The organism is Streptomyces sp. NPDC031210 (assembly GCF_055570395.1).
Genome location: NZ_JBVIHH010000012.1, coordinates 221757 through 243973 on the forward strand (window position 1 = coordinate 221757; position 22217 = coordinate 243973).

Here is a 22217-nt window from a genome sequence, read left to right on the forward strand (position 1 = left end):
GGAGGCCGCCACACGGCGCCCCGCGCCGGGCGTCCGCCGTCCGGCATCCGGCCCAGGCACCCGGCACCTCCTCGGCGCGACTCAGTCCGCCGATCCGACGAGCGCCGCCAACCCGGCGATCAGCCCCAGCACCACCAGGTTGACCACCACCGCGTAGAGGATGCAGAGCCAGCCCACCACGATGCTCGCCAACGCCATCTAGCGCCCTTCCGCGCCCGTCCGCTTCGCCCGGCGGCGGCCCATGTGTCCGCAGACGACGGCGACCAGCGCGCAGACGATCAGCAGACCCAGGATCGGCGCCGAGTACGTCACCGTGAGCCAGCCGCCCATGACGGAGCCGCTCGCGTAGACGACGCTGCCCGCGGCGGCGTACGCGCTGACCACGGCGGGCTTGTTGCGCGGGCGGTCGGACGTCCCGGGGGAAGGGCTGCTCATGACCGGAGAGGCTATAGCCCTCCGGCGGCGGGGACAGCGGCACCTCCCCCCGGCCGAATCCGGCGGCCCCCTCACGCCCCGGCGGTCCCGTTGATCTTCTCGATCGCCTGCCGGGCCTGCTCACCCGGGGAATGAGCCGGCAGCGACGGCCCCGCACCCGCCGCGAGCGAGGGCTGCGCGCGTTCCTGCGCGGCGGGCTTGGCGTGCGCAGCCGGCGGCCGTATCCGCAGCCGGTGGCTCGCGGCCTCGTCCAGCGTCACCGGCCGCTGCAACTGGGCGGCGAGGCGACCGGCCGCCTGGCCCAGCGCGGCGACGTCCTCCCACTGGAGCCGAAGCACCAGACGCAGTTCCGCCTCGCCGTCCGGCAGGGCATGGATCGATGGGTTGCCGGGCTCGTTCACGGGCCCCTCCTCATATCTCGGAACGCTGCCAGGGACGGGAGCGGCACGCCCCTGGCCGGAAGCGGACGAAGGGGGGTACGGGAAGGCGGTCCCGCCCGTTCACCGCCGCCACGGATTGTTTCGGAGCCACAAGGAGCCACCGCCGAAAACGGCGCCGAGGGCCTGCCCGCCCCTGTGGGGCCTGCCCGTATGCTGGCGGCGATGTTCACCCCCGAAGGCCCCACGTTCCGTGAACTGGCCGTCCAGGCGCTGTCGTCGGTCGAGCGCGGCTACGACCTGCTCGCGCCGAAGTTCGACCGCACGCCCTTCAGGACGCCCGACGCGGTACTGGACGCCGTGGCCGAGGAGCTGCGCGCGAGGGGGCCCGTCGACAGCGGTCTGGACCTGTGTTGCGGTACGGGCGCGGGCACGGGCGTCCTGCGGCAGGTCTGCCGGGAGCGCGTCACCGGCGTGGACGTCAGCGCCGGCATGCTCGCCGTCGCCCGCGATGCCTTTCCGGAAGCCGGCGGCCCCCGTGTGGCATGGGTGCGCGCCGACGCCCGCGCGCTGCCCTTCGGGCCCGTCTTCGACCTGGTGACCAGCTACGGAGCGTTCGGCCACTTCCTGCCGCGGGAGTGGCCGGGGTTGTTCGCCCAGGTCCATGCCGTGCTGCGGCCGGGCGGCCGGTTCGTCTTCCCCATCGCCGCGCCCGCCCGCCCGGGCTCCTCGCTCTACTGGGCGCTGCTGGCCTTCGACGCGGTGATGCGGGTGCGCAACGCCCTGTGGCGCCCGCCGTTCGTCATGTACTACCGCCCGTTCCGGCTCGGCGACGTACGCGAGCGGCTTCTGCGCGCGGGTTTCTCCGTGCGGCTGAGCGACCTGCCCGCCCTCGGCCACCGGTCCGACGGCAGCCCCCGGTGCCGACTCGTCGTGGCCACGCGCGTCTGACGGCGGACACACCGGCCGCGGGTCGCCGGGGGCCGGGGCCGGGGCCGGGGCCGGGGCCGGAAAATGGTTGGCGCGGCCGTTCGGGGCCGGTCTAGGGTGAGTTCGTTGCTCAGCGGTGGCGTCGCCCACCGTTCCGAGCCAGGTGTTTTCGGCTGTCGATGGATCAGGAGGTGTGACCGATGGCTGTCATGACGGTGGGCGCTGCCCGCATTCACGAGTTCATCAGTTTCGCTTCCGTGGTCTCCGGCCGAATCCTCGACTGAAGTCCGGTTCTCCGACTTCTCGTTCTCGTCGCGCGTCGCGCGCGGTCCCGGGGTCCACCCTGTGAAGGGTCTCCCTTGCATTCCTCAACCTCCTCTTCGTCACCCTCTTCCTCTTCGTCACCCTCTTCCTCTTCGTCACTCTCTTCCGCTCCGCACACGTCCCCGTCATCCGGCTCCCCGGCTCCGCGTTCGCTGGCGTCCTACGGCTGGGACGACGGCTTCGCGGACAGCTTCGCCCCCTATGCCGGACAGGGATTCGTGCCCGGCCGGATCATCCGCGTCGACCGTGGGCGCGTCGACGCCGTGGTGTCCGACGGCGACGGCGTCCGTACCGTCCTCGCGGATACCGCACTCGTCGCCACCAGCGACCCGATGCGGGTGCCGTGCACCGGCGACTGGGCCGCGATCGACCTCGACAACGGCCCGGCCGACGGCCAACTCGACGGAATGGTCCGGGCGTTGGTCCCCCGCCGGACCGCCTTCGTCCGGTCGACGTCGTCCACCCGCTCCGAGGGACAGATCCTCGCGGCGAACGTCGACCACGCCGTGATCGCGGTCTCCTCGGCCGACCCGCTCGACCTCGGCCGCATCGAACGCTTCGTCACCCTCGCCTGGGAGAGCGGAGCGGGGCCGCTCGTCGTCCTCACCAAGTCGGACCTGGCCGGCGGCCCGGAAAACCTGAGGTATCTCGTCGCCGACGCGGAGACCGCCGCTCCCGGCGTGCGGGTGCTGGCGGTCAGCGCGGCGACGGGAGACGGGGTGGAGGCGCTGTCCGCCGTCCTCGCGGACGCCACCTCCGTCCTGCTGGGGCAGTCCGGAGCCGGGAAGTCCACGCTCGCCAACGCCCTGCTCGGCGAGGCCGTCCAGGAGGTCCGGGCCAACCGCGACCGGGACGGCAAGGGGCGGCACACCACGACCACCCGGGATCTGCTGCCGCTGCCGGGGGGTGGCGTCCTCATCGATACGCCGGGGCTGCGGGGCGTCGGAATGTGGGACGCGGAGGCCGGGCTGGCCCGTACGTTCTCGGATGTCGAGGCGCTGGCCGAGGAGTGCCGGTTCCACGACTGCGCGCACGAGGCGGAGCCCGGCTGCGCGGTGCGGGAGGCGGTGGCCGACGGGACGCTGCCCGCCCGGCGGCTGGAGAGCTACCGCAAGTTGCTGCGCGAGAACCAGCGCATCGTGGCGAAGACGGACGTCCGGCTGCGCGCGGAGCTGCGGCGGGACTGGAAGCAGAAGCAGGCACTGGGCCGCCACATGGTGGAACGCAAGAGGGGGCGAGGCTGGGCGTGAGGCCCCCGGCGGCCGACCCCGGGGCATAGGGGCGCCCGCCGCAAACGCCACGTCCGATTTCCGCCGGTCGGGGCGCCGGCGGCGGCGCACACTAGGGGTGTGATGGATGACGAGACCAGGTACGAGGCCGTGTCCAGCCGGGACGCGCGGTTCGACGGTGAGTTCTTCTTCGCCGTGACCACGACCGGCATCTACTGCCGGCCGAGCTGCCCGGCCGTCACGCCCAAGCGGGCGAACGTCCGCTTCTACCCCTCGGCGGCCGCCGCCCAGGCGGCCGGGTTCCGGGCCTGCCGCCGCTGCCGGCCCGATGCCGTACCGGGCTCCGCGGAGTGGAACGTGCGCGCCGACCTGGTGGGCCGCGCGATGCGGTTCATCGGGGACGGCGTGGTCGACCGGGAGGGCGTCGGCGGGCTCGCGCAGCGGCTGGGCTACAGCGCGCGGCAGGTGCAGCGGCAGTTGACCGCGGAGCTCGGCGCGGGGCCCGTGGCGCTCGCCCGCGCCCGCCGGGCGCACACCGCCCGCGTGCTGCTCCAGACCACCGAGCTGCCGGTCACCGAGCTGGCGTTCGCGGCCGGATTCGCCAGCATCCGCCAGTTCAACGACACGATGCGGGAGATCTACGCCGGTACGCCGAGCGAGCTGCGGGCGGCCGCGCGCGGGGCCGGCGCGCGGCGTACGGGCGGGGCGTCACGGCGGCTCGGTGAGGCGACCGGGGCCGGGGACAGGCGCGGTGGCGGCCGCTTCACGCCCAGCGGAATACCGCTCCGGCTGGCCTACCGGGGCCCGTACGCCGCCGCCGAGATCTTCGACTTCCTCCAGGTGCGGGCGGTGCCCGGCGTCGAGGAGATGTGCGGTACGCGCGGCGACCGCACCTACCGCAGGACGCTGCGGCTGTCCTACGGCAGCGGCGTCGCCGAGGTCGACGAGCACGACGGCGCGCGGCAGGGGCGGCGGCGCCGGCCACCGGCCGGCCTGGTCTGCCCGGCGGCGCGCGGCGCGGAGGGCGGCTGGCTGGACTGCCGCCTGCGCCTGACCGACCTGCGGGACCTGTCGACCGCCGTACAGCGGCTGCGCCGCCTGTTCGACCTGGACGCCGACCCGTACGCCGTCGCCGAGCGCCTCGGCACCGACCAGCTCCTCGCGCCCCTGGTCGCCGACTGTCCCGGGCTGCGCTCGCCCGGCGCCGCCGACCCCGAGGAACTCGCCGTACGCACCGTCCTGGGCGGGCCGCCCGAGCACGCCGCCACGCTGGTACGGGCCTACGGCAAGCCGCTGGACGCGGCGGACGGCGGCCTGACGCACCTCTTCCCGGCGCCGGGCGAGCTGACCGGCGCGGAGGTCGCGGAGCCGGTGCGCACGCTGTGCGCCGCGCTCGCGGACGGCACGATCGTCCTCGACGCCGGCGCGGACCGCAACGCCGCCGAACAGGCCCTCGCCGCCCTCCCCGGTGTGGGCCCCCGCGCCGCCGCGTACATCCGGATGCGGGCGCTGGGCGACCCCGATGTGGGCGCGGAGGCGGCGGCGGGCGCGGACGGCGGATGGCGACCCTGGGGCGCGTACGCGGTGCACCACCTGTGGCGGGCCGGTCTCCTGGCGGACGGCGAGATGCCGGGGGAGAGGCGCGAACCGGTCTACGCGGGAGCGGGCGCGGGCGCGAGCGGGGGAGTGCGGGCCTGAGAGCCGGGGAGCGGCGGCGGTCCGGCACGTCCGCCCACCGGCGCCTTCCTCCGCCTCACCCGACGACCTCCACCCCGATCCACGCCCCGACGACCGCCAGGCAGGCGAGGAGTTCGATCAGGACGCTCAGGCCGAGGGCGCGCATGACCGTGCGGGTGGAGGACCAGGCGTCGCCGTGGCTGCCCAGGCGGACGCGTTCCAGGAGGTAGAGCCCGCCGACGGCGCCCAGCGGTCCGCCCAGGACGGGGAGCAGGAAGAAGCCGACGATGCCGGCCGTTCCCGCCAGGAAGAGGGTGCGGTACGGCGTGCCGGCGGCGGCCAGGTTGCGCGTCGGCAGCAGCCATTTGAGGACCTGGTTGAGGATCAGGACGACGGTGGCGCCCATCAGGACCGTCCAGGCGACCGAGGTCCGTTCGGTCATCGCCCACCACAGGACGCCCGCCCATACGACCAGCGGCCCGGGGATGCCGGGAATCAGCACCCCGAACAGACCGAGCAGCATGACCAGGCCGACCGCGACCAACTGCCACACGCTCATGCGCCGGCCTCACTCCGTTCGGCGGACGCCCGCTCGCAGCCGTCGGCCGCCGGACGCGTCCGGTGCGGCGGGCCGCCCCGGCGGGGGCGTACGCCGCGCTCTCTCATGGCCCCAGCCTGCCGGACGCGACGCGGAACCGCTCCTTGGCGCCCGGCGGGCCTCCGCCTGGTCCGTGATGTGCGCTGTCCGCCGGCTTCCGCGCGCCCTGTTTCCGCCGGGCCGGTCGGTGGAGAATGCGGTCCATGGACCAGCAGGGGGCGCGGCGGGGCCACGAGGACCACTGGTGGCGGCAGTTGTACGGCGACGACGACGGCGCGGCCGGGTCCCGGGCCGGGAGGGGGAGAGGGGCCGGGGACGGGCGGGAAGGGGGTGCGGTGGGGGCCGACGGGCCGTCCGGCCCGGAGGAGACCGTCGATGACCGGCTCGACTCGGTGCTGCGCGCGGTGCGCTCGCCGCGGGAGGCGCCGCCGGAGCACCCGCCGAGCCCGCCGAGGGTGCCGAACTCGCCGAGGGAACCGGATCCGCCGAGGGAGCCGGACCCACCGACGGAACCGGACCCGCCGACGGAACCGGACCCGGAGCCCTCGGCCCCGAAAGGGTGGGAGCCGACTCCGTGGGAGCCACGGGCGTGGGAGCCGCCCACCCGTCGCGCACGGCCCGCGCCGCCTCCGCCGTCGGCCCCGATTCCGCTCCGGTCGCGAGGCCCGGCCGCCCACCGGGACCATGCCCCGCCCGCCCGTCCCCGCACCTCCCCGCCACGGCCCCGGGCCGAGGCACGCCGCCTCGGCGGTGACCGACCGGCCCCGCGCGACATCGAGCCGATCGCGCTGCCCGCCGCCGACCCCGCCGCACTCGACGAGCTGGTGCCCGACACCGTGCTGGACGGCGCCCGGTACGGCACCCTGACGCTCAGGGCCGTCTCCCAGCGCGGTGAAGCGGCCCGCTACCACGGCGCACCGCGCCGCGACGCCCTGCTCACCGCCCGCTTCGGCGCCGGTCGGCACGCCCTGATCTGCGTCGTCGTGGCCTCCGGTCGGCCGAGCGACGAGGGGGCCCACCGGGCCGCCCGCGACGCCTGCCTCATGATCGGCGGTGCGGTCGGCCGCAGTGCCACCCGGCTGGCGGAGGACATCAGGGCGGACCGCCGCGACGCCCTCACCTCCGGGCTGCGCCGGCTGACCGAACGCACCCACGGCAAGCTGCGCGCTCGCGCGGTCGAGCGGGACACCGTGCCCGAGACGCACACCATCGCGCTGCGCTGCCTGCTGCTGCCCGTGGACCCCGACTGCCGCGCCCGGGTCTTCTTCGGCACCGGGGAGGGCGGTCTCTTCCGGCTCCGGGACGGCGCGTGGCAGGACCTGGACCCCGAGGCGACCGTGGCCGAAGCGCCCCGGACCACCCCGGCCGATCGCGACCCGACCGACCCGCACCCCTCACCCGACGTGCCCCACCCGGACCCGTCACCTCCCGAGCCGCTCGGCCCGTTCCTCTTCCGCCGCTGCGCCGGCCGCCCGGGCGAGATGCTGCTGGTGTGCGGCGCGGGGCTGGCGGAGCCGATGCGGGAGGGGCGCGCGTTCGCCGCGCGGCTGGCGGGGAGATGGTCGGGCGGAGAGGCACCGGGTCTGACCGCCTTCCTCACCGACACCCGGCTCCGCGTAGAGGGGCATACGCGGGACCGTACGGCGGTCGGGGTGTGGGAGTCGTAGCGCCGTACGGGCCACCTCGTCCTGGTGCGCGCGGGCGTACGGCGGCTCCACGGCGTCGTCGGCGACAGCCTCAACCCGGACTTCGCGGCCCGCCGAAGATCAGCGCGGAGATGGTGTCGTGGTTCGCGCTGTCGCCGGGGAAGATCGTGCTGGCGGGGGCGTCGGCCGGAGGGTGCAGAGGGCGTGGTCCGACCCGCGCGACGTTCCCAGGAGATGAGGCGCCGGGCGGCGCGGCGCCGCCCGGCGGCCTGTCAGGGGCGGACGTAGGGCCGGGTCATGATTTCCATGTTGTGGCCGTCCGGGTCGGCGAAGTACGCGCCGTGGCCGCCGAAAAGGCGGTTCGTCCGGCCCGGTTCGGTGTGGCGCGGGTCGGCGTAGTAGGTGACGCCGACCGCCTCCAGGCGGGCGATCATGTCGGGGAACCGCTCGTCGGGCACGAGGAACGCGTAGTGCTGGGACTGGATCGGCTCGTCGCGCTTCTCGTAGTAGTCGAGGGTCACGCTGTTGCCGAGGTCGACGGGCAGGAACGGCCCGAAGGGAGCGCCGACTTCCAGCCCCAGGACGGCGGCGAGGAACTCGGCCGACAACTGCCGGTCCGTGGCGTGGACGACGGTGTGGTCGAGCCGGACGGCGGTCGCCGGCGGCTCGGGTGCGTGCGGGTACTGCTCGTCGTAGGACATGGGTGAGGTGTCTTCCGGGTCTGGGGATCGGCTGGGGCGGGGCGCCGAGGGGCGCCGGCGGCGAAGACACGGAAAAGGGGGCGGGCCTCTTGCCCGCCTCGCGCTCACGCCGAGGCCGGGAGCCCCACTCGTGTATGGCCCATGGCCGACCCGGCAGTCACCCGGATGATCTTAGCGACCGTCATGGGCACCGGCAACGCGGTTACTTGGGAGTGACCGTGCCCGATCGCCGTAAGCGGAAGCATGGTGCCTGGCCCGATGGGCATGCATGACCGTGAGGCTGTTCGAGGCAGAGCGCCGGTGGTTCGTTGGGGGCGGGGGAGAGAATGCGTCAGCCTTTGCGGCGCGAGGAACGGGACAGACGACAGGAAGCGGCGGAGGGGAGTCGCGGTGGGACGGTCGCGGCGCGGCCCGTGGGGACGCTGGAGCGCAAGGTGCGGCCCGCGGATCTCAGAGCGGTCGGTGAGGTGCGGCGCGAGCTGCGCCAGTTACTGACGCGCTGGTCGGCGCCGGGGAGCGGCGATCTGGCGGATGTGGCGGCGCTGCTGACCAGCGAGCTCGTCACCAACGCGCTGGTGCACGCGAAGGGCGGGGCGGTGATCACCGCCACGGTCACCGACCGGCTGCGGGTGGAGGTACGGGACTTCGCCGCCCGGCGTCCCGAGCCCCGCGCCCCGACCGCCGACGGGACGTCCGGCAGAGGGCTGACGCTGGTGCGTTCCTTAGCCGACGCGTGGGGGATCCGCTCCCACGGGGTCGGCAAGAGCGTGTGGTTCGAGCTGGGCGGCGGACCGGCCTGACGAGGCATCGGGGGTGTCGGCCGGCGCGGTCCGCCGCCGGTCAGCCGAACTGCCTTTCGATGGCGGCCAGTTTCTCCTCCAGTGAGTCCAGACGCGGCAGCGTCTGGGTGTCGTCCTCGGCGGTGAGATCCACGGTGAGCAAAGGAACGTCGCCTGGAGCGGCGCCCGGTTCAGCGCCCGCGACGGCCTTGAGGGCCGGGCGGGAGCGCGCCGGCGATCCGGACACGGGCAGCGGCTCGGGCTCGCCGGTTATGGCGGAGTCCGGACCGGCCACTTCCGCGGTCGCCGTGGTGCCCTGGGTGACCGCCAGCCGCCCGCCGCCCCTGCCGATGCCCCAGGAGCGGTGCTGGCGGTTGATGGCCTTGATGCGGGCCCGGTCGAGCTTGCCCTGCTCGCGCCTGCGGTGACGGTTCTGCTCCCGCTCGCGTCGGTCCTCGCGGACCTCCTCCACGGCCTCGTCCAGCGTCCGTACGCCCTCCAGCAGCATCAGCGACCAGGCCGCGAAGGTCTCGCGGGGAGCGCGCAGCCAGCGCACGATCCGGATCTGCGGCAGCGGACGGGGCACCAGCCCCTGCTCGCGCAGCGCCGCCCGGCGGGTCTGCTTCAGCGCGCGGTCGAAGAGGACCGCGGCCGACAGGGACATGCCGGCGAAGAACTGCGGCGCGCCGGCGTGCTCCATACCCCGGGGCGCGTGCACCCAGTTGAACCAGGCCGCGGCGCCCGCGAACGTCCACACCAGCATGCGGGAGCCGAGTGCGGCGTCGCCGTGGCTCGCCTCGCGCACCGCGAGCACGGAGCAGAACATCGCGGCGCCGTCGAGTCCGAAGGGCACGAGGTACTCCCAGCCTCCGGAGAGGTTGAGGTTCTGTACGCCGAAGCCCACCAGGCCGTGGAAGGACAGTGCGGCGGCGACCGCCGCACAGCAGAAGAGCAGCAGATACGAGGCCGAGGCGAAGAGGGCCTCCTTGCGGCGGCGGCGCTCCTCGCTGCGTTCCCAGGAGTCCTCGCCGGCGGATTGGGCCGCCGCGCGCTTGCCACGCAGCACCAGGGCCACGCCAACCAACACGGCGACGAGCAGCAGGACTACCGGAACCAGCCAATCAAGCGATATGTCGGTCATTCTCATTCTGGGGATCCCTTGCGTCGCGTACGCGGTTTCGCGCGACATCCTGGCGGAATCCGGTCCTGCCGCAGAGGCTTTCGGAGCAAGAGAACGCCAAGGGGGTGCGGTGACCCGGGGTAAGCGGCCGACTTCTCGAACACCCTTGAGCGAAAGCCGAGTTGAGTTCGAATTCGGCCACCCGAAAGGGTGGCGTATGGGTCGGGCGAGCGCGGTGGGGTGGCTGTGGTCGGGCCGTCGCCCGCGGGCCGCCCCGCTCAGGCCGCCCCGCTCAGGCCGTCGCGGTCAGGCGTCTGACGCGGTCCGCGTCGCAGGTGCGCGGGCAGGTGACGCAGGTGTCCTCGGGACGCAGGGTGTAGAACATGCAGCAGCTCGCCCGGTCGCGCGTCGCCAGCGCCGCGCCGTCCGGCCCGGTCAGCTCGCGGAACGCCGCGCCGCCGGGGTAGGGCGCGGTGGCCCCCGGCAGCAGCCGCTCCAGCTCGGCCCTCGCGCGCGCCTCCTCGCCCAGCAGATGCCCGACGTACCACAGGCCCTCGACGATCTCGTCGGACGCCGTCCCCCACAGGGCCCGCGGGCCGCGCCGCAGCCTGGGGCGGAACCCCTCCAGCACGGGTCCGAGATGCCCGGCCACCGCCTGACGCACCTCGGCGCGCAGGGCCTCCTCGTCGGGCACCACCCGGGCGCCCGGCAGCGCCGCCGCCGGATCGTCCGGGAGGCACGCGAACGAATGGATCCGGACCGCCATCCGGCCCAGCTCCCGCTGGTAGGACACGTCCTGGACGGGCAGCAGCGGCACCCGGCGGTGCAGGAACCACGGGACGGTGATCAGCAGGCAGGCGGGCCAGGCGTAGCGGTGCAGGGCGAAGGCGGCCACGACGTCCGGCCGGCCGCGCTGCCCGTAGTCCCGCAGGATCTGGGCGTCGTCCCAGGCCAGGAAGGCGTCCAGGCTCTCGCCGCCGGCCGCGAGACCGGCCGCGCACACCCAGCCTGGGCCGCTGGGCGGGGCCGCGTCCCACTGCGTCACCCGGAGGCCGGGGAAGACCTCGGTGAGCCGGGCGTACGCGCCGGTGAAGGGCGGGGCGAGGGGCGGCGCGGCGAGGGCAGGGAGCATGCGGGAGACCACCGAATCGGGATCGTTAGCAGGTAAGCCTTACCTTATCTGAAGACTGTACCCGTGCCCGCCGAAGTGTGAACCGCCGCCCGCGCCGCCTACAGTGCCTCGAAGACGTCAGGAGGAACCGTCATGGACCAGGGCACAGCGGAGCGGCGCCCGCGGGCGCGGGCCCGGGTACCCGAGCCCCGCCAGCCGTCGGCTCCGCCCCAGGAGCCCGCGTGGTTCCCCGCCCTCGGGGAACCGGCCCGGCGCCCCCAGCGGCACTCCGTCCGCGGCCAGGTCCTGGCCGCGCTGCGCGAGGCGCTGATCGCCGGCGAGCTGAACCCCGGCGAGGTCTACTCCGCGCCGGCCCTCGCCGAGCGCTACGGCGTCTCCGCGACGCCCGTCCGCGAGGCCATGCAGCAGCTCGCGGGCGAAGGGGCCGTCGAGGTCGTCCCCAACCGCGGCTTCCGGGTCTGCGAGCGCGGCTCCCGCGACCTCGCCGAGCTGGCGGAGGTCCGCGCCATGTTGGAGGTGCCCGCGGTCATCCGCCTGGCCAGGGCGCTGCCGCCGGAGCGCTGGGAGGAGCTGCGCCCGCTGGCCGCGGCGGGCGTCGCGGCCGCCGCGCACGGCGACCGCGTCGGCTACGCCGAGGCCGACCACGCCTTCCACCACGCCCTGATCTCACTCACCGGAAACCGGCGGCTCGTCCAGGTCACCGACGACCTGCTGCGCCGCGCCCAGTGGCCGGCGAGCGACGCCGCCCGGCCGCGCACCGCCGAGCTGCTGGCCGACGCCTCCGAGCACACCGCGCTGCTGGACGCCCTCGTGGCCCAGGAGCACGCGGTCGCCGAGCGGATCGCCCGCGAACACCTCTCGGCGGCACGCCACCCGCACTGACGCCCGGCGCCCGCCGGTGCGGGCCCGCGCTCAGTCCGGCAGCAGCCGCCCCAGCGGCAGCGCGGCGGCATCGGCGGCGGGCCGGGACAGGTACAGCTCGGCGTGGTAGTAGCCGTCGTCCTCCAGGCCCGCCGTGGACAGCCCGTGGCCGGCCAGCGCGGTGAACGCCGCCCGCCGCTCGTCGCCGTCGGCGAACCGCCGCTGCCGGAACGTACGCGTGGTGAGCTTCTCCGTCACCAGGCCCGCGCGGGCCAGCAGGTCGGAGACCGGCCGGTAGGAGACCGTCCGCAGCACGAACGCCGCGACCCAGGGCGGGGTGGAGACGCAGTCGAAGAGGCGGGCGAAGGTACGGGCGGAGATGTAGCCGACGCCGCCCGTGACGGTGATCAGGTCCGTGCCGGCCAGCGCCTGCCGCAACGGCGCGCTCGGCTCGTCGTTTTCCAGGTTCTCCGCGAACCCCCGGTCGAGCAGGCCGGCCGCGCGGGCGTAGCCGACCGCCCGGTCCGCCGCGTCGATGCCGGTCACCCGGACCGCGCCGGGACGCCGCCGGGTGGCGAAGAACGCACCGTCCTCCCGGGCGAGTTGACCGGCCTGCGGTACGCCGGGGCGGTGCACGGCGTAGCGGCCGTAGAGATCCGTGAGCGACAGCCGGTGGTTGAGCAGCGCGGCGTTGACCCCGTACGAGCAGCACAGATCGACGACGTCGAGCGGGCCGGGGCCGGTCCCGCGCCGGCGCAGCGCCTCGGTCAGCGTGCGGAACACCGCTTGGCCGTGGTGGGGGATCTGGTAGTCCAGGGGTTGCAGAGTGGTGAAATACCGACGGGGATCAGGGCAGTTGTAGATCGCCTCGAAATCCGCCTTGCCCCAGTCGGACTCGGCGGTCGTGTTGGTCACTCCTGCTGCCACGGATGGGCCTCCTGAAGGCGCTGCCAAAGGGGAACCGGCTGTTCCCGCAACAGCATCCAGGCCCCCGGCGTCGCACCACAGTGCGACTTGCGGCCATTCTCGGGGCGCCCGCGGCCGGGCGGCGCGCCCCCGTCGCCCGTCATTCACCGGCCTTCCCACCTCCCCGTTCGCCCGCCCGGAGGCCGATCCGGCGGTGGCCGGGAAGGCCGGTGCCCGGCCCGTCGGCGCCCCGATACCGGCAGATGGGGTCGCTGCCCGCCGCGGAGCCGGGGCGCGTCCGCACCGGCGCGGGGCGGCCGGCGCGCGCTGCCTCGCGCGCCGGCTCGCATGGCCCGTTGTCCCGGTGGTGGCGTCCATATCCGGCCAATCGATGCCCGAACCGGCATGGCCGATGACGAGGGGTTGACAGGGCGGCCGGACGCCGTACCGCGCGGCCTGCGGGCCGCCCCGCCGCCGTCAGTCGGCCTCGTCGGTCGCCGGCGCCTTCCGCGCCTGCGGGGCCTGCGGAGCGCCGGTCGCGTCGGGAGCGTCCGGTACGTCCGCGAGCTGGTGGGCGAGCCAGGTGGGAAGGCCGCCCATGAGGCGGAACAGCCGGGCGGCCTCGACGCGCAGCCGGCCGGCGTCGGCCTCGGGGGCGGCATCGGCCAGCGCGGCGAGCGCCGGCGCCGTACCGACGAGGAAGCCCAACTCCTCGCGGATCCGCAGGGATTCGCCGAACCCGTGCCGGGCCTCCGCCAACTCGCCGTCGCGCAGGGCGAGTCCGGCCAGATGCCGCCAGGTGAACGACAGCAGGAGGCTGTCACCGCGGGCGGTGGCGCCCGCGTGCGCGCGGCGGTAGGCGGCGCGCGCCGAATCCGGGCTGTCGGCGACGTGCTCGGCCATCAGCCCGCGACGGAAGTCCAGCAGCGGGCGGCCGGGGGCCGCCGGGGCGAGCAGGGCGGCGGCCCGGCCCAGTGCCGAGCGGGCCTCGTCGGCCCGGTCGCGGACTCCCAACACCGTCGCGGCGTAGGCCAGATGGCCGCGTTCACAGGCGGCGCCGCCCCGCTCGTCGTCGTCGCCGGCCAGCGCCTCCGCGGTGCGCAGCGCGTCCTCGGCCGCCGCCCACCCGGTGGCGGTGAACATGCAGCGCTCCACCAGGAGGGCGGCGCGGCGCAGCGCGGACGGGGCGTGGTGGGCGGAGCGGGGTTCCAGGAGCGCGGCCGCGTCGTCCCAGCAGCCGCGGGAGCGCAGCCGCCACACCGCGCGGTCGAGGGGACCGTCGCCCTCGGGTGTCGCACCGCCCGCCGTCACCACCGGTGGAGGTGGGGGGGGAGGGAAGTCTGCCAAGGGTTTGTGACGAAGGGGATCCACGGAACCACTCAGAACCAACACAGCGGTAGCCCCCCCCCCTCCCCCCCCCCCCACCCCCCCCACCACCCCCCCCCCCCCCCCCCCCCCCCCCCCCACCGTGACCGGTTGTGTGGAACGAATGGGATCCGCGGAATCCGTGGACCCTGACATGGCGGTATCCGCCACATTGCCCTCCCCGAGCGCGCCATTGAGCGGGAACTGGATGCAGTGGGCGAATCTCAGCACGAATTCCGTCGCCGGGCCAAGGGGGTGGGTGAACGGATTCACAATCACCCGTGGGGTGGTCGTGCCCGCCGCCGCGGCCCTGATCGGGCCCTGCCGGGGCCCCGTGTGGTCGCCGGGCGGTGGCACGGCGTTGAGGCGATGACGCCCGAACGAGTTAACCCGAATGGCGGTTTCGGCCCGGCCGGGCTCCGGCCGGCGCGGCGGCCCCGCTTCTGCGGCGGGGCGCGCGCCGACGGACCCGCCCGCTTCGGACGACCCCGCTTACGCCGGAGGAGTGAGGTGGGCCGGTCCGGAGGACGTAGACCGGCTCATCCCGCCGCGCGCGCCGGCCCCGCGCTTGTCCCGCGTCAGCTCATCCGCAGCGCCAGGAAGAAGTCGAGCTTGTCCTCCAGCCGGGACAGATCGCGGCCGGTGAGCTGCTCGATCCGCCCGACGCGGTAGCGCAGCGTGTTGACGTGGAGGTGCAGGCGGGTGGCGCAGCGGGTCCAGGACCCGTCGGAGTCCAAGAACGCCTCCAGGGTGGGGATCAGCTCCGCGCGGTGTCGGCGGTCGTAGTCGCGCAGCGGGTCCAGCAGCCGCGCGGTGAACGCCCGGCGGACGTCGTCCGGCACGAACGGCAGCAGCAGGACGTGCGAGGCCAGCTCCTCGTGGCCGGCCGCGCAGACCCGGCCCGGGCGGGCGGCGGCGACCCGGCGGGCGTGCCGGGCCTCCTCCAGGGCGCCGCGCAGGCCCTCCGCGGAGTGCACCGAGGCGCTCACGCCGACCGTCAGCCGCCCGTCGCCGTCGAGCCCGCGGCTGAGCGGCTCCCGGACGACGGCGAGCAGGGCGTCGGCGTGCAGCCCGGACACCGAGGTGTGCCCGGACTCGTCGGGGACGGCGGGCAGCGGGACCAGCGCCACCGCCTCGTCGCCGGTGTGCGCCACCGCGATGCGGTCCGAGGGCTCCGGGCCGAACGTGCCGGGGTCGACCAGCACCTCCTCCAGGAGCGACTGGGCCACCGCCCCGCCGGGCAGGTCGCCGTCCTCCCACTCCACCCGGGCCACCACGATCTGCCAGTGCGGCGCGGTGCCCAGGCCCGGCAGCAGGACCGGTGCCGCCACCCGCAGGCGGGCCGCGATCTCGGCGGGCGGCGCGCCGGTCTGGACGAGTTCGAGGACCTCCTGCGCCAGCCGCCTGCGGACCGTGCGGGCCGCGTCGCGCCGGTCGCGTTCCACGGCGATGAGCTGGGTGACGCCGTGCAGCAGGTCCAGGCGTTCCTCGGGCCAGTCGCCGGCGTCCGCCTCGACGGCCAGCAGCCAGTCCGACAGCAGCGTCTCGCGCAGGTCACGGCCGTCGTAGCGGATCGGGAAGAGGGAGTACGTCGCGCCGCCCAGCGTCACGCGGTGGGGGCCGCGGCGGCCGGTGCGGGACGCCGCCAGGTGTTCGCCGGCGAGCCGCGCGGCCAGCTCCCCGGGCAGCTCGGGCCCGGAGTCCGCGAGCGTCGATCCGGCGATCTGGCGGCCGGTGGGGGAGAGCACCCAGGCCCGCAGGTCCAGGTCCGAGCCGAGCAGGTCGAGGACGACCTCCGGGCCGCCGCCGGTGGGCCCGGACGTCATCAGCCGCCGGTGGCGGTCGACGACGGCGGCCAGGTCGCCGGCCCGTTCGCTGGAGACCTGGCGGACGACGTACTCGGTGATCGACGCGAACGACACGTCCTCGACGACCGAGAAAAGCGGCAGCCGGTGCCGTGTGCACGCCTGCACGAGATCGTCGGGGACGGCGCCCAGCTCCGCCTCGCCCGCCGCGAGCCCGGCGACCCCGGCGGAGGCCAGGATGCGCACGAACCGCTCGGAGTCCGCCGGCTCGCGGCGCCAGGCCAGGCCGGTGAGGACCAGCTCCCCGCCGGAGAGATAGCGGCTGGGATCCCGCAGGTCGGTGGTCATCACGCCCCGTACGGTGCGGTCCAGCTCGTCCTCGCCCCCGAGAAGCCGCAGGCCCAGGGTGTTCGTGTCCAGGAGTGCGCGGAGCCGCATGACCTCGCCCGCCGATCTTTGCTGTCTTGTGTTGCCGGTGGAATGCCGCGAGGTTCGAAGACCTCGTCTTTCGTTCGAATCTACAAGACGGGCGGCCTGGCCAGCCAACCGCTTCATGGTTTCGGTGACTGCACCGGGTGGCCCCGGGGCGCGTTCACTTGGCCCAACCGCGTTAACAAGACATGAACAGCTCGATGGCGACGAGGACCGACGGTCCTCACCATGAGCAGCGAACGATCGATTTCGTAGAAGAGGCCACCCATGGACTTCCTTCGCCCCGCCAGTTGGGAGGAGGCGCTCGCCGCTAAGGCCGAGCACCCCACCGCTGTGCCCATCGCGGGCGGCACGGACGTGATGGTCGAGATCAACTTCGACCACCGCCGTCCCGAGTACCTGCTCGACTTGAATCGCATCGGTGACCTGAGCGAGTGGGAGGTCGGCGAGAAGACCGTACGACTGGGCGCCTCCGTCCCCTACACCAGCATCATGGAGAACCTGCGGACCGAGCTGCCGGGCCTCGCCCTGGCCTCGCACACCGTGGCTTCCCCGCAGATCCGCAACCGGGGCGGCGTCGGCGGCAACCTCGGCACCGCCTCCCCGGCCGGCGACGCGCACCCCGCGCTGCTGTCCTCGGGCGGTGAGGTGGAGGTCGAGTCGGTCCGTGGCGTCCGCATGATCCCGATCGACGACTTCTACCTGGGCGTCAAGCGCAACGCGCTGGAGGCCGACGAGCTGATCCGCGCGGTGCACCTGCCCAAGGCGGACGGCCCGCAGCAGTTCTCCAAGGTCGGCACCCGCAACGCCATGGTCATCGCGGTCTGCGCCTTCGGTATCGCGCTGCACCCCGAGACCAGGACCGTACGCACCGGCATCGGCTCCGCCGCGCCGACCCCCGTACGGGCCCGGGCCGCCGAGGACTTCCTCGCCGCGGCGCTGGAGGAGGGCGGCTTCTGGGAGTCGGGCAACCCGATCCCGCCGTCCGTCGCCAAGCAGTTCGCGCAGCTCGCCACCGGCGCCTGCAACCCGATCGACGACGTCCGCGGCAGCGCCAAGTACCGCCGCCACGCGGTGGGCATCATGGCGCGCCGCACCCTCGGCTGGACCTGGGAGTCCTACCGCGGCAACGCCCATGGCACAAAGGGAGGCACACAGTGCGCGTGAACTTCACCGTCAACGGCCGTCAGCAGGAGGCCGACGACGTCTGGGAAGGCGAGAGCCTGCTGTACGTCCTGCGCGAGCGGATGGGCCTGCCGGGTTCGAAGAACGCCTGTGAGCAGGGCGAATGCGGCTCCTGCACGGTCCGTCTGGACGGCGTGCCGGTCTGTTCGTGTCTCGTCGCCGCCGGCCAGGTCGAGGGCCGCGACGTCGTGACCGTCGAGGGCCTGGCGGACTTCGCCAAGCAGCGCGCCGAGCTCGGCGGCTGCGCGTCGGGCGCCTGCGGCACCCCGCTGGACGCCGCCAAGCAGTGGCAGGCACGCCCCTCCGAGCCGACCTCCGGCGACAGCCAGACCGGCGAGAAGGTCGAGCTCTCCCCGATCCAGCAGGCGTTCATCGACGCCGGCGCGGTCCAGTGCGGTTTCTGCACCCCGGGCCTGCTCGTCGCCGCCGACGAACTGCTGGAGCGCAACGACTCCCCGTCGGACGCCGACATCCGCGAGGCGCTGTCGGGAAACCTGTGCCGCTGCACGGGCTACGAGAAGATCCTCGACGCGGTACGGCTGGCGGCCGCCCGCGGCGATTCACAGACCGCCGGACAGGGGGCCTGACCACCATGGGCGTCACCCGTACACCCACCAACCTCACGCAGGGCGGCAAGACCAAGGCCGGCATCGGCGAGTCGACGCTGCGGCCCGACGGCACCCTGAAGGTGACCGGCGAGTTCGCCTACTCCTCGGACATGTGGCACGAGGACATGCTGTGGGGCTTCACGCTCCGCTCCACCGTCGCGCACGCCGAGATCAAGTCGATCGACACCTCCGAGGCGCTCGCCACCTCCGGTGTCTACGCCGTCCTGACCTACGACGACCTGCCCACCGACGTGAAGAACTACGGCCTGGAGATCCAGGACACCCCGGTTCTCGCGCACGGCAAGGTCCGCCACCACGGCGAGCCGGTGGCCCTGGTCGCCGCCGACCACCCGGAGACCGCGCGCCGCGCGGCCGCCAAGATCAAGATCGAGTACGTCGAGCTGCCGCTCGTCACCGACGAGGCTTCCGCGACCGCCGAGGGCGCGCCGCTGATCCACGAGGGCCGCGACGACCACCACGCCGGTCACGTACCGCACCCGAACATCGTCCACCGCCAGCCGATCATCCGCGGTGACGCCGACGAGGCCGCCAAGCGCGCCGACGTCATCGTCTCCGGCGAGTACGTCTTCGGCATGCAGGACCAGGCGTTCCTCGGCCCGGAGTCCGGCCTGGCGGTGCCCGGCGAGGACGGCGGCGTCGACCTGTACGTCGCCACCCAGTGGCTGCACTCCGACCTGCGCCAGATCGCGCCCGTCCTCGGCCTGCCCGAGGAGAAGGTGCGGATGACGCTCTCCGGCGTCGGTGGCGCGTTCGGCGGCCGCGAGGACCTGTCGATGCAGATCCACGCCTGCCTCCTGGCGCTGCGCACCGGCAAGCCCGTCAAGATCGTCTACAACCGGTTCGAGTCCTTCTTCGGACACGTCCACCGGCACCCGGCGAAGCTCTGGTACGAGCACGGCGCCACCAAGGACGGCAAGCTCACGCACCTCAAGTGCCGCATCGTGCTGGACGGCGGCGCCTACGCGTCGGCCTCCCCGGCCGTCGTCGGCAACGCCTCCTCGCTGGCCGTCGGCCCGTACGTCGTCGACGACGTCGACATCGAGGCCATCGCGCTGTACTCCAACAACCCGCCCTGCGGCGCGATGCGCGGCTTCGGCGCGGTCCAGGCGTGCTTCGCCTACGAGGCGCAGATGGACAAGCTCGCCAAGAAGCTGGGCCTGGACCCGGTGGAGTTCCGGCAGATCAACGCCATGGAACAGGGCACGATCATGCCGACCGGCCAGCCGGTCGACTCCCCGGCCCCGGTCGCCGAACTCCTGCGCCGCATCAAGGCCATGCCGCTCCCCCCGGAGCAGCAGTGGCTGGCGGCCGGCTCCGAGGCCGACGTCCGCGCGCTGCCCGGCGGCCTGTCCAACACCACCCACGGTGAGGGCGTCGTCCGCGGTATCGGCTACGCCGTCGGCATCAAGAACGTCGGCTTCTCCGAGGGCTTCGACGACTACTCCACCGCCCGGGTGCGGATGGAGGTCGTCGGCGGCGAGCCGGTCGCGACCGTGCACACCGCGATGGCGGAGGTCGGCCAGGGCGGTGTCACCGTCCACGCGCAGATCGCCCGTACGGAGCTGGGCGTCCAGCAGGTCACCATCCAGCCCGCCGACACGCAGGTCGGCTCGGCCGGCTCCACCTCCGCCTCCCGCCAGACGTACATGACCGGCGGCGCGGTGAAGAACACCTGCGAGGCGGTGCGCGAGAAGGTCCTGGAGATCGGCCGCGCCAAGTTCGGCACCTACCACCCCGCGTGGGCCACCGCCGAACTGCTGCTGGAGGGCGGCAAGGTCGTCACCGACGGCGGCGAGGTGCTCGCCGACCTGGCGGACGTGCTGGAGGGCGAGGCGATCGACCTGGAGCTGGAGTTCCGGCACCGGCCGACCGAGGCGTTCGACCTGCGCACCGGCCAGGGCAACGGCCACGTCCAGTACTCCTTCGCCGCGCACCGCGCGGTGGTGGAGGTGGACACCGAGCTGGGCCTGGTGAAGGTCATCGAGCTGGCCTGCGCCCAGGACGTCGGCAAGGCGCTCAACCCGCTGTCCGTCGTCGGCCAGATCCAGGGTGGCACCACCCAGGGCCTGGGCGTGGCGGTCATGGAGGAGATCATCGTCGACCCCAAGACCGCGAAGGTGCGCAACCCCTCCTTCACGGACTACCTCATCCCCACGATCCTCGACACCCCGACCATCCCGGTCGATGTGCTCGAACTCGCCGACGAAGCGGCTCCTTACGGGCTCCGCGGCATCGGCGAGGCCCCGACCCTGTCGTCCACTCCGGCCGTCCTCGCGGCGATCCGGAACGCGACCGGGCTGGAGCTCAACAAGACGCCGGTACGCCCCGAGCACCTCACCGGCACCTGAAGAAACTCCGGGGGGTGACCCCCGGACCCGAAACCTCCGGGCGGTGCGTGTCAGGGGTGTCCCTGTCCGTCCTCCTCCGCGTGCCGCCCGGAGTTCGTATCCGCACCACGCAGTCGCTGCTTCGCCTCACACCGTGGCAGTACCCACAGTTCGTCTCGGGCCGTCCCCCGGGTCGTGCAGCCAAGTTTCGTCCCAAATCTCGCACCTGATGCGAGTGCCCCTTTGAACCTTGGGAGTAAGGCACCATGACCCAGCAGTCCATACAGCCGAAGACCTCGGCGGAAGACGCGGCCGAAGGCTCGCGTCAGCCCGCCGGCCGGTCTTGGCTCGACCGGTACTTCCACATATCCGACAGAGGATCGACGATCTCGCGAGAGGTCCGCGGCGGCATCACCACCTTCATGGCGATGTGCTACATCCTGCTGCTCAACCCGCTGATCCTCTCGACGCCGGACGTGGAGAAGAACACGCTCGCCCACGCGGGCGTGGTCACCGCGACGGCGTTCGCCGCGGCGCTCAGCACCCTGCTGATGGGCTTCATCGGCAAGGTCCCGCTCGCCCTGGCGGCCGGACTGAACGTCTCGGCGGCCCTGACCAGCCAGGTCGTCCCCAACATGACGTGGCCGCAGGCCATGGGCATGTGCGTGATGTACGGCGTCGTCATCATGCTCCTGGTGGTCACCGGCCTCCGTGAAATGATCATGAACGCCATTCCCCTGGCGCTCAAGCACGCGATCACCATGGGCATCGGCATGTTCGTCGCCCTGCTCGGCCTGGTGAAGGCCGGCTTCGTCGGCAAGGGCGAGGGCGGCCCCGTCCAACTCGGCGCCACCGGACAACTCGTCGGCTGGCCCGTCCTGTTCTTCTGCGTCACCCTCCTGCTGATCTTCATGCTCCAGGCCCGCAAGGTGCCCGGCGCCATCCTCATCGGCATCGTGGTCGGCACCGTCCTGTCCATCGCGGTCACCAAGATCGGCGGCCTGACGGACAAGGACTGGGGCGGCGTTCCCCCCGAGCTGCACGGCAGCGCCGTCTCCGCACCCGACTTCGGCCTCTTCGGACACGTCGAGTTCGGCGGCTGGGGATCGATCGGCGCCCTCGGCGTCGGCATGATCGTCTTCACCCTGGTGCTGGCCGGCTTCTTCGACGCGATGGCCACCATCATCGGCGTCGGCACCGAAGCCAAGCTGGCCGACGACAAGGGCCGCATGCCCGGCCTGTCCAAGGCGCTGTTCGTGGACGGCGCGGGCGGTGCGATCGGCGGCGTCACCGGCTCCTCCGGTCAGACCGTGTTCATCGAGTCGGCGAGCGGCGTCGGCGAAGGCGCCCGTACCGGCCTGTCGTCGGTGGTCACCGGCCTGTTCTTCGCGGCCTGCCTGTTCTTCACCCCGCTCACCCAGCTCGTACCGGCCCAGGTCGCCGCGGCCGCCCTCGTCGTCATCGGCTCGATGATGATGAGCGCCGCCAAGCACGTCGACTGGAGCGACCGCTCGGTGTCCATCCCGGTCTTCCTGACCGTCGCCCTGATGCCGTTCACGTACAACATCACCGCCGGTGTCGGCGCGGGCGTCCTGGCCTACACCGCCATCAAGGCGGCGCAGGGCAAGTGGCGTGAGGTCGGCGGCTTCATGTGGGTGCTGAGCCTCATCTTCCTCGTCTACTTCTCGCTCAACCCGATCGAGCAGTGGCTGGGCGTCAAGTAGGAAACAGCCCGCCCGCTCCACGACTCCTAAGGAGA

General features: G+C 73.7%; 19 protein-coding genes. 10 read left to right on the plus strand and 9 right to left on the minus strand.

From position 1 onward, the window contains the following. Positions 1–198 precede the first annotated feature (198 nt). A complete protein-coding gene (locus ACZ45Z_RS22795) occupies positions 199–435 on the minus strand; it encodes a DUF4190 domain-containing protein (protein ID WP_468365268.1) in 237 nt (78 codons plus the stop codon). Positions 436–506: 71 nt separating this feature from the next. Then, entirely contained in the window at positions 507–836 is a 330-nt protein-coding gene (locus ACZ45Z_RS22800) for a hypothetical protein (protein ID WP_468365270.1), read from the minus strand. Between the two features lie 201 nt (positions 837–1037). Here ACZ45Z_RS22800 and ACZ45Z_RS22805 point away from each other — a divergent pair, with 201 nt between their 5' ends. The 3 genes from ACZ45Z_RS22805 to ACZ45Z_RS22815 all read left to right on the plus strand — a co-directional run bounded on the left by ACZ45Z_RS22805 (position 1038) and on the right by ACZ45Z_RS22815 (position 4993). Next, positions 1038–1763 carry a class I SAM-dependent methyltransferase gene (locus tag ACZ45Z_RS22805; protein WP_468365272.1) on the plus strand — a complete coding sequence of 242 codons (726 nt, stop codon included), beginning with the start codon at positions 1038–1040 and terminating at the stop codon, positions 1761–1763. Between the two features lie 455 nt (positions 1764–2218). Continuing rightward, a complete protein-coding gene (gene rsgA, locus ACZ45Z_RS22810) occupies positions 2219–3316 on the plus strand; it encodes a ribosome small subunit-dependent GTPase A (protein ID WP_468365427.1) in 1098 nt (365 codons plus the stop codon). A gap of 102 nt (positions 3317–3418) precedes the next feature. Continuing rightward, a complete protein-coding gene (locus ACZ45Z_RS22815) occupies positions 3419–4993 on the plus strand; it encodes a DNA-3-methyladenine glycosylase 2 family protein (RefSeq protein ID WP_468365430.1) in 1575 nt (524 codons plus the stop codon). Between the two features lie 55 nt (positions 4994–5048). On the opposite strand, the gene ACZ45Z_RS22820 is transcribed toward ACZ45Z_RS22815, so the two are convergent. Beyond that, a complete protein-coding gene (locus tag ACZ45Z_RS22820; protein WP_468365275.1) occupies positions 5049–5531 on the minus strand; it encodes a DUF456 domain-containing protein in 483 nt (160 codons plus the stop codon). A 242-nt stretch (positions 5532–5773) separates the two neighbouring features. Between ACZ45Z_RS22820 and ACZ45Z_RS22825 the strand changes: the two genes are divergently transcribed. After that, positions 5774–7237 (plus strand): protein phosphatase 2C domain-containing protein, encoded by a 1464-nt coding sequence (locus ACZ45Z_RS22825; protein WP_468365277.1) that lies wholly within the window; start codon positions 5774–5776, stop codon positions 7235–7237. A gap of 251 nt (positions 7238–7488) precedes the next feature. Here the strand turns inward: ACZ45Z_RS22825 and ACZ45Z_RS22830 are convergent, their stop codons facing one another. Next, positions 7489–7917 carry a VOC family protein gene (locus ACZ45Z_RS22830; RefSeq protein WP_468365280.1) on the minus strand — a complete coding sequence of 143 codons (429 nt, stop codon included), beginning with the start codon at positions 7915–7917 and terminating at the stop codon, positions 7489–7491. Positions 7918–8339: 422 nt separating this feature from the next. Between ACZ45Z_RS22830 and ACZ45Z_RS22835 the strand changes: the two genes are divergently transcribed. Continuing rightward, positions 8340–8717, plus strand: a complete 378-nt coding sequence (locus ACZ45Z_RS22835) for an ATP-binding protein (protein ID WP_468365432.1) — start codon at positions 8340–8342, stop codon at positions 8715–8717. A 40-nt stretch (positions 8718–8757) separates the two neighbouring features. On the opposite strand, the gene ACZ45Z_RS22840 is transcribed toward ACZ45Z_RS22835, so the two are convergent. Next, positions 8758–9843, minus strand: coding sequence for a DUF2637 domain-containing protein (locus ACZ45Z_RS22840; protein ID WP_468365283.1), 1086 nt, complete (start codon positions 9841–9843; stop codon positions 8758–8760). 265 nt (positions 9844–10108) lie between these two features. Continuing rightward, positions 10109–10948, minus strand: a complete 840-nt coding sequence (locus ACZ45Z_RS22845) for a (2Fe-2S)-binding protein (RefSeq protein WP_468365286.1) — start codon at positions 10946–10948, stop codon at positions 10109–10111. A gap of 132 nt (positions 10949–11080) precedes the next feature. Here ACZ45Z_RS22845 and ACZ45Z_RS22850 point away from each other — a divergent pair, with 132 nt between their 5' ends. After that, positions 11081–11830 carry a GntR family transcriptional regulator gene (locus ACZ45Z_RS22850; protein ID WP_468365288.1) on the plus strand — a complete coding sequence of 250 codons (750 nt, stop codon included), beginning with the start codon at positions 11081–11083 and terminating at the stop codon, positions 11828–11830. Between the two features lie 30 nt (positions 11831–11860). On the opposite strand, the gene ACZ45Z_RS22855 is transcribed toward ACZ45Z_RS22850, so the two are convergent. The 3 genes from ACZ45Z_RS22855 to ACZ45Z_RS22865 form a co-directional block, all read right to left on the minus strand. Next, the gene (locus ACZ45Z_RS22855) at positions 11861–12736 is read right to left on the minus strand and encodes a hypothetical protein (RefSeq protein WP_468365291.1); all 876 of its coding nucleotides are present in this window, start codon (positions 12734–12736) and stop codon (positions 11861–11863) included. Positions 12737–13192: 456 nt separating this feature from the next. Next, complete coding sequence (locus tag ACZ45Z_RS22860) at positions 13193–14026, minus strand: hypothetical protein (RefSeq protein WP_468365435.1); 834 nt, start codon at positions 14024–14026, stop codon at positions 13193–13195. 632 nt (positions 14027–14658) lie between these two features. Beyond that, entirely contained in the window at positions 14659–16323 is a 1665-nt protein-coding gene (locus tag ACZ45Z_RS22865; protein WP_468365294.1) for a PucR family transcriptional regulator, read from the minus strand. Between the two features lie 261 nt (positions 16324–16584). On the opposite strand from ACZ45Z_RS22865, the gene ACZ45Z_RS22870 reads away from it, so the two are divergent. From ACZ45Z_RS22870 to ACZ45Z_RS22885, 4 genes are all read left to right on the plus strand, one after another. Further along, complete coding sequence (locus tag ACZ45Z_RS22870; RefSeq protein WP_468365296.1) at positions 16585–17484, plus strand: FAD binding domain-containing protein; 900 nt, start codon at positions 16585–16587, stop codon at positions 17482–17484. Continuing rightward, on the plus strand, positions 17475–18089 hold the full coding sequence (locus ACZ45Z_RS22875) for a (2Fe-2S)-binding protein (protein ID WP_468365299.1): 615 nt from the start codon (positions 17475–17477) through the stop codon (positions 18087–18089). Before ACZ45Z_RS22870 ends, ACZ45Z_RS22875 begins: the two co-directional genes overlap by 10 nt. 5 nt (positions 18090–18094) lie before the next feature. Beyond that, complete coding sequence (locus ACZ45Z_RS22880; protein ID WP_468365302.1) at positions 18095–20479, plus strand: xanthine dehydrogenase family protein molybdopterin-binding subunit; 2385 nt, start codon at positions 18095–18097, stop codon at positions 20477–20479. A 245-nt stretch (positions 20480–20724) separates the two neighbouring features. Next, complete coding sequence (locus ACZ45Z_RS22885; protein ID WP_468365305.1) at positions 20725–22182, plus strand: NCS2 family permease; 1458 nt, start codon at positions 20725–20727, stop codon at positions 22180–22182. Positions 22183–22217: the final 35 nt, after the last annotated feature.

Coding starts and splice junctions, on each gene's coding strand:
- ACZ45Z_RS22870 (WP_468365296.1), top strand. CDS start 16,585: ATGGACTTCCTTCGCCCCGCCAGTTGGGAGGAGGCGCTCGCCGCTAAG.
- ACZ45Z_RS22845 (WP_468365286.1), bottom strand. CDS start 10,948: ATGCTCCCTGCCCTCGCCGCGCCGCCCCTCGCCCCGCCCTTCACCGGC.
- ACZ45Z_RS22880 (WP_468365302.1), top strand. CDS start 18,095: ATGGGCGTCACCCGTACACCCACCAACCTCACGCAGGGCGGCAAGACC.
- ACZ45Z_RS22830 (WP_468365280.1), bottom strand. CDS start 7,917: ATGTCCTACGACGAGCAGTACCCGCACGCACCCGAGCCGCCGGCGACC.
- ACZ45Z_RS22820 (WP_468365275.1), bottom strand. CDS start 5,531: ATGAGCGTGTGGCAGTTGGTCGCGGTCGGCCTGGTCATGCTGCTCGGT.
- ACZ45Z_RS22850 (WP_468365288.1), top strand. CDS start 11,081: ATGGACCAGGGCACAGCGGAGCGGCGCCCGCGGGCGCGGGCCCGGGTA.
- ACZ45Z_RS22840 (WP_468365283.1), bottom strand. CDS start 9,843: ATGAGAATGACCGACATATCGCTTGATTGGCTGGTTCCGGTAGTCCTG.
- ACZ45Z_RS22885 (WP_468365305.1), top strand. CDS start 20,725: ATGACCCAGCAGTCCATACAGCCGAAGACCTCGGCGGAAGACGCGGCC.
- ACZ45Z_RS22865 (WP_468365294.1), bottom strand. CDS start 16,323: ATGCGGCTCCGCGCACTCCTGGACACGAACACCCTGGGCCTGCGGCTT.
- ACZ45Z_RS22795 (WP_468365268.1), bottom strand. CDS start 435: ATGAGCAGCCCTTCCCCCGGGACGTCCGACCGCCCGCGCAACAAGCCC.
- ACZ45Z_RS22825 (WP_468365277.1), top strand. CDS start 5,774: ATGGACCAGCAGGGGGCGCGGCGGGGCCACGAGGACCACTGGTGGCGG.
- ACZ45Z_RS22815 (WP_468365430.1), top strand. CDS start 3,419: ATGGATGACGAGACCAGGTACGAGGCCGTGTCCAGCCGGGACGCGCGG.
- ACZ45Z_RS22805 (WP_468365272.1), top strand. CDS start 1,038: ATGTTCACCCCCGAAGGCCCCACGTTCCGTGAACTGGCCGTCCAGGCG.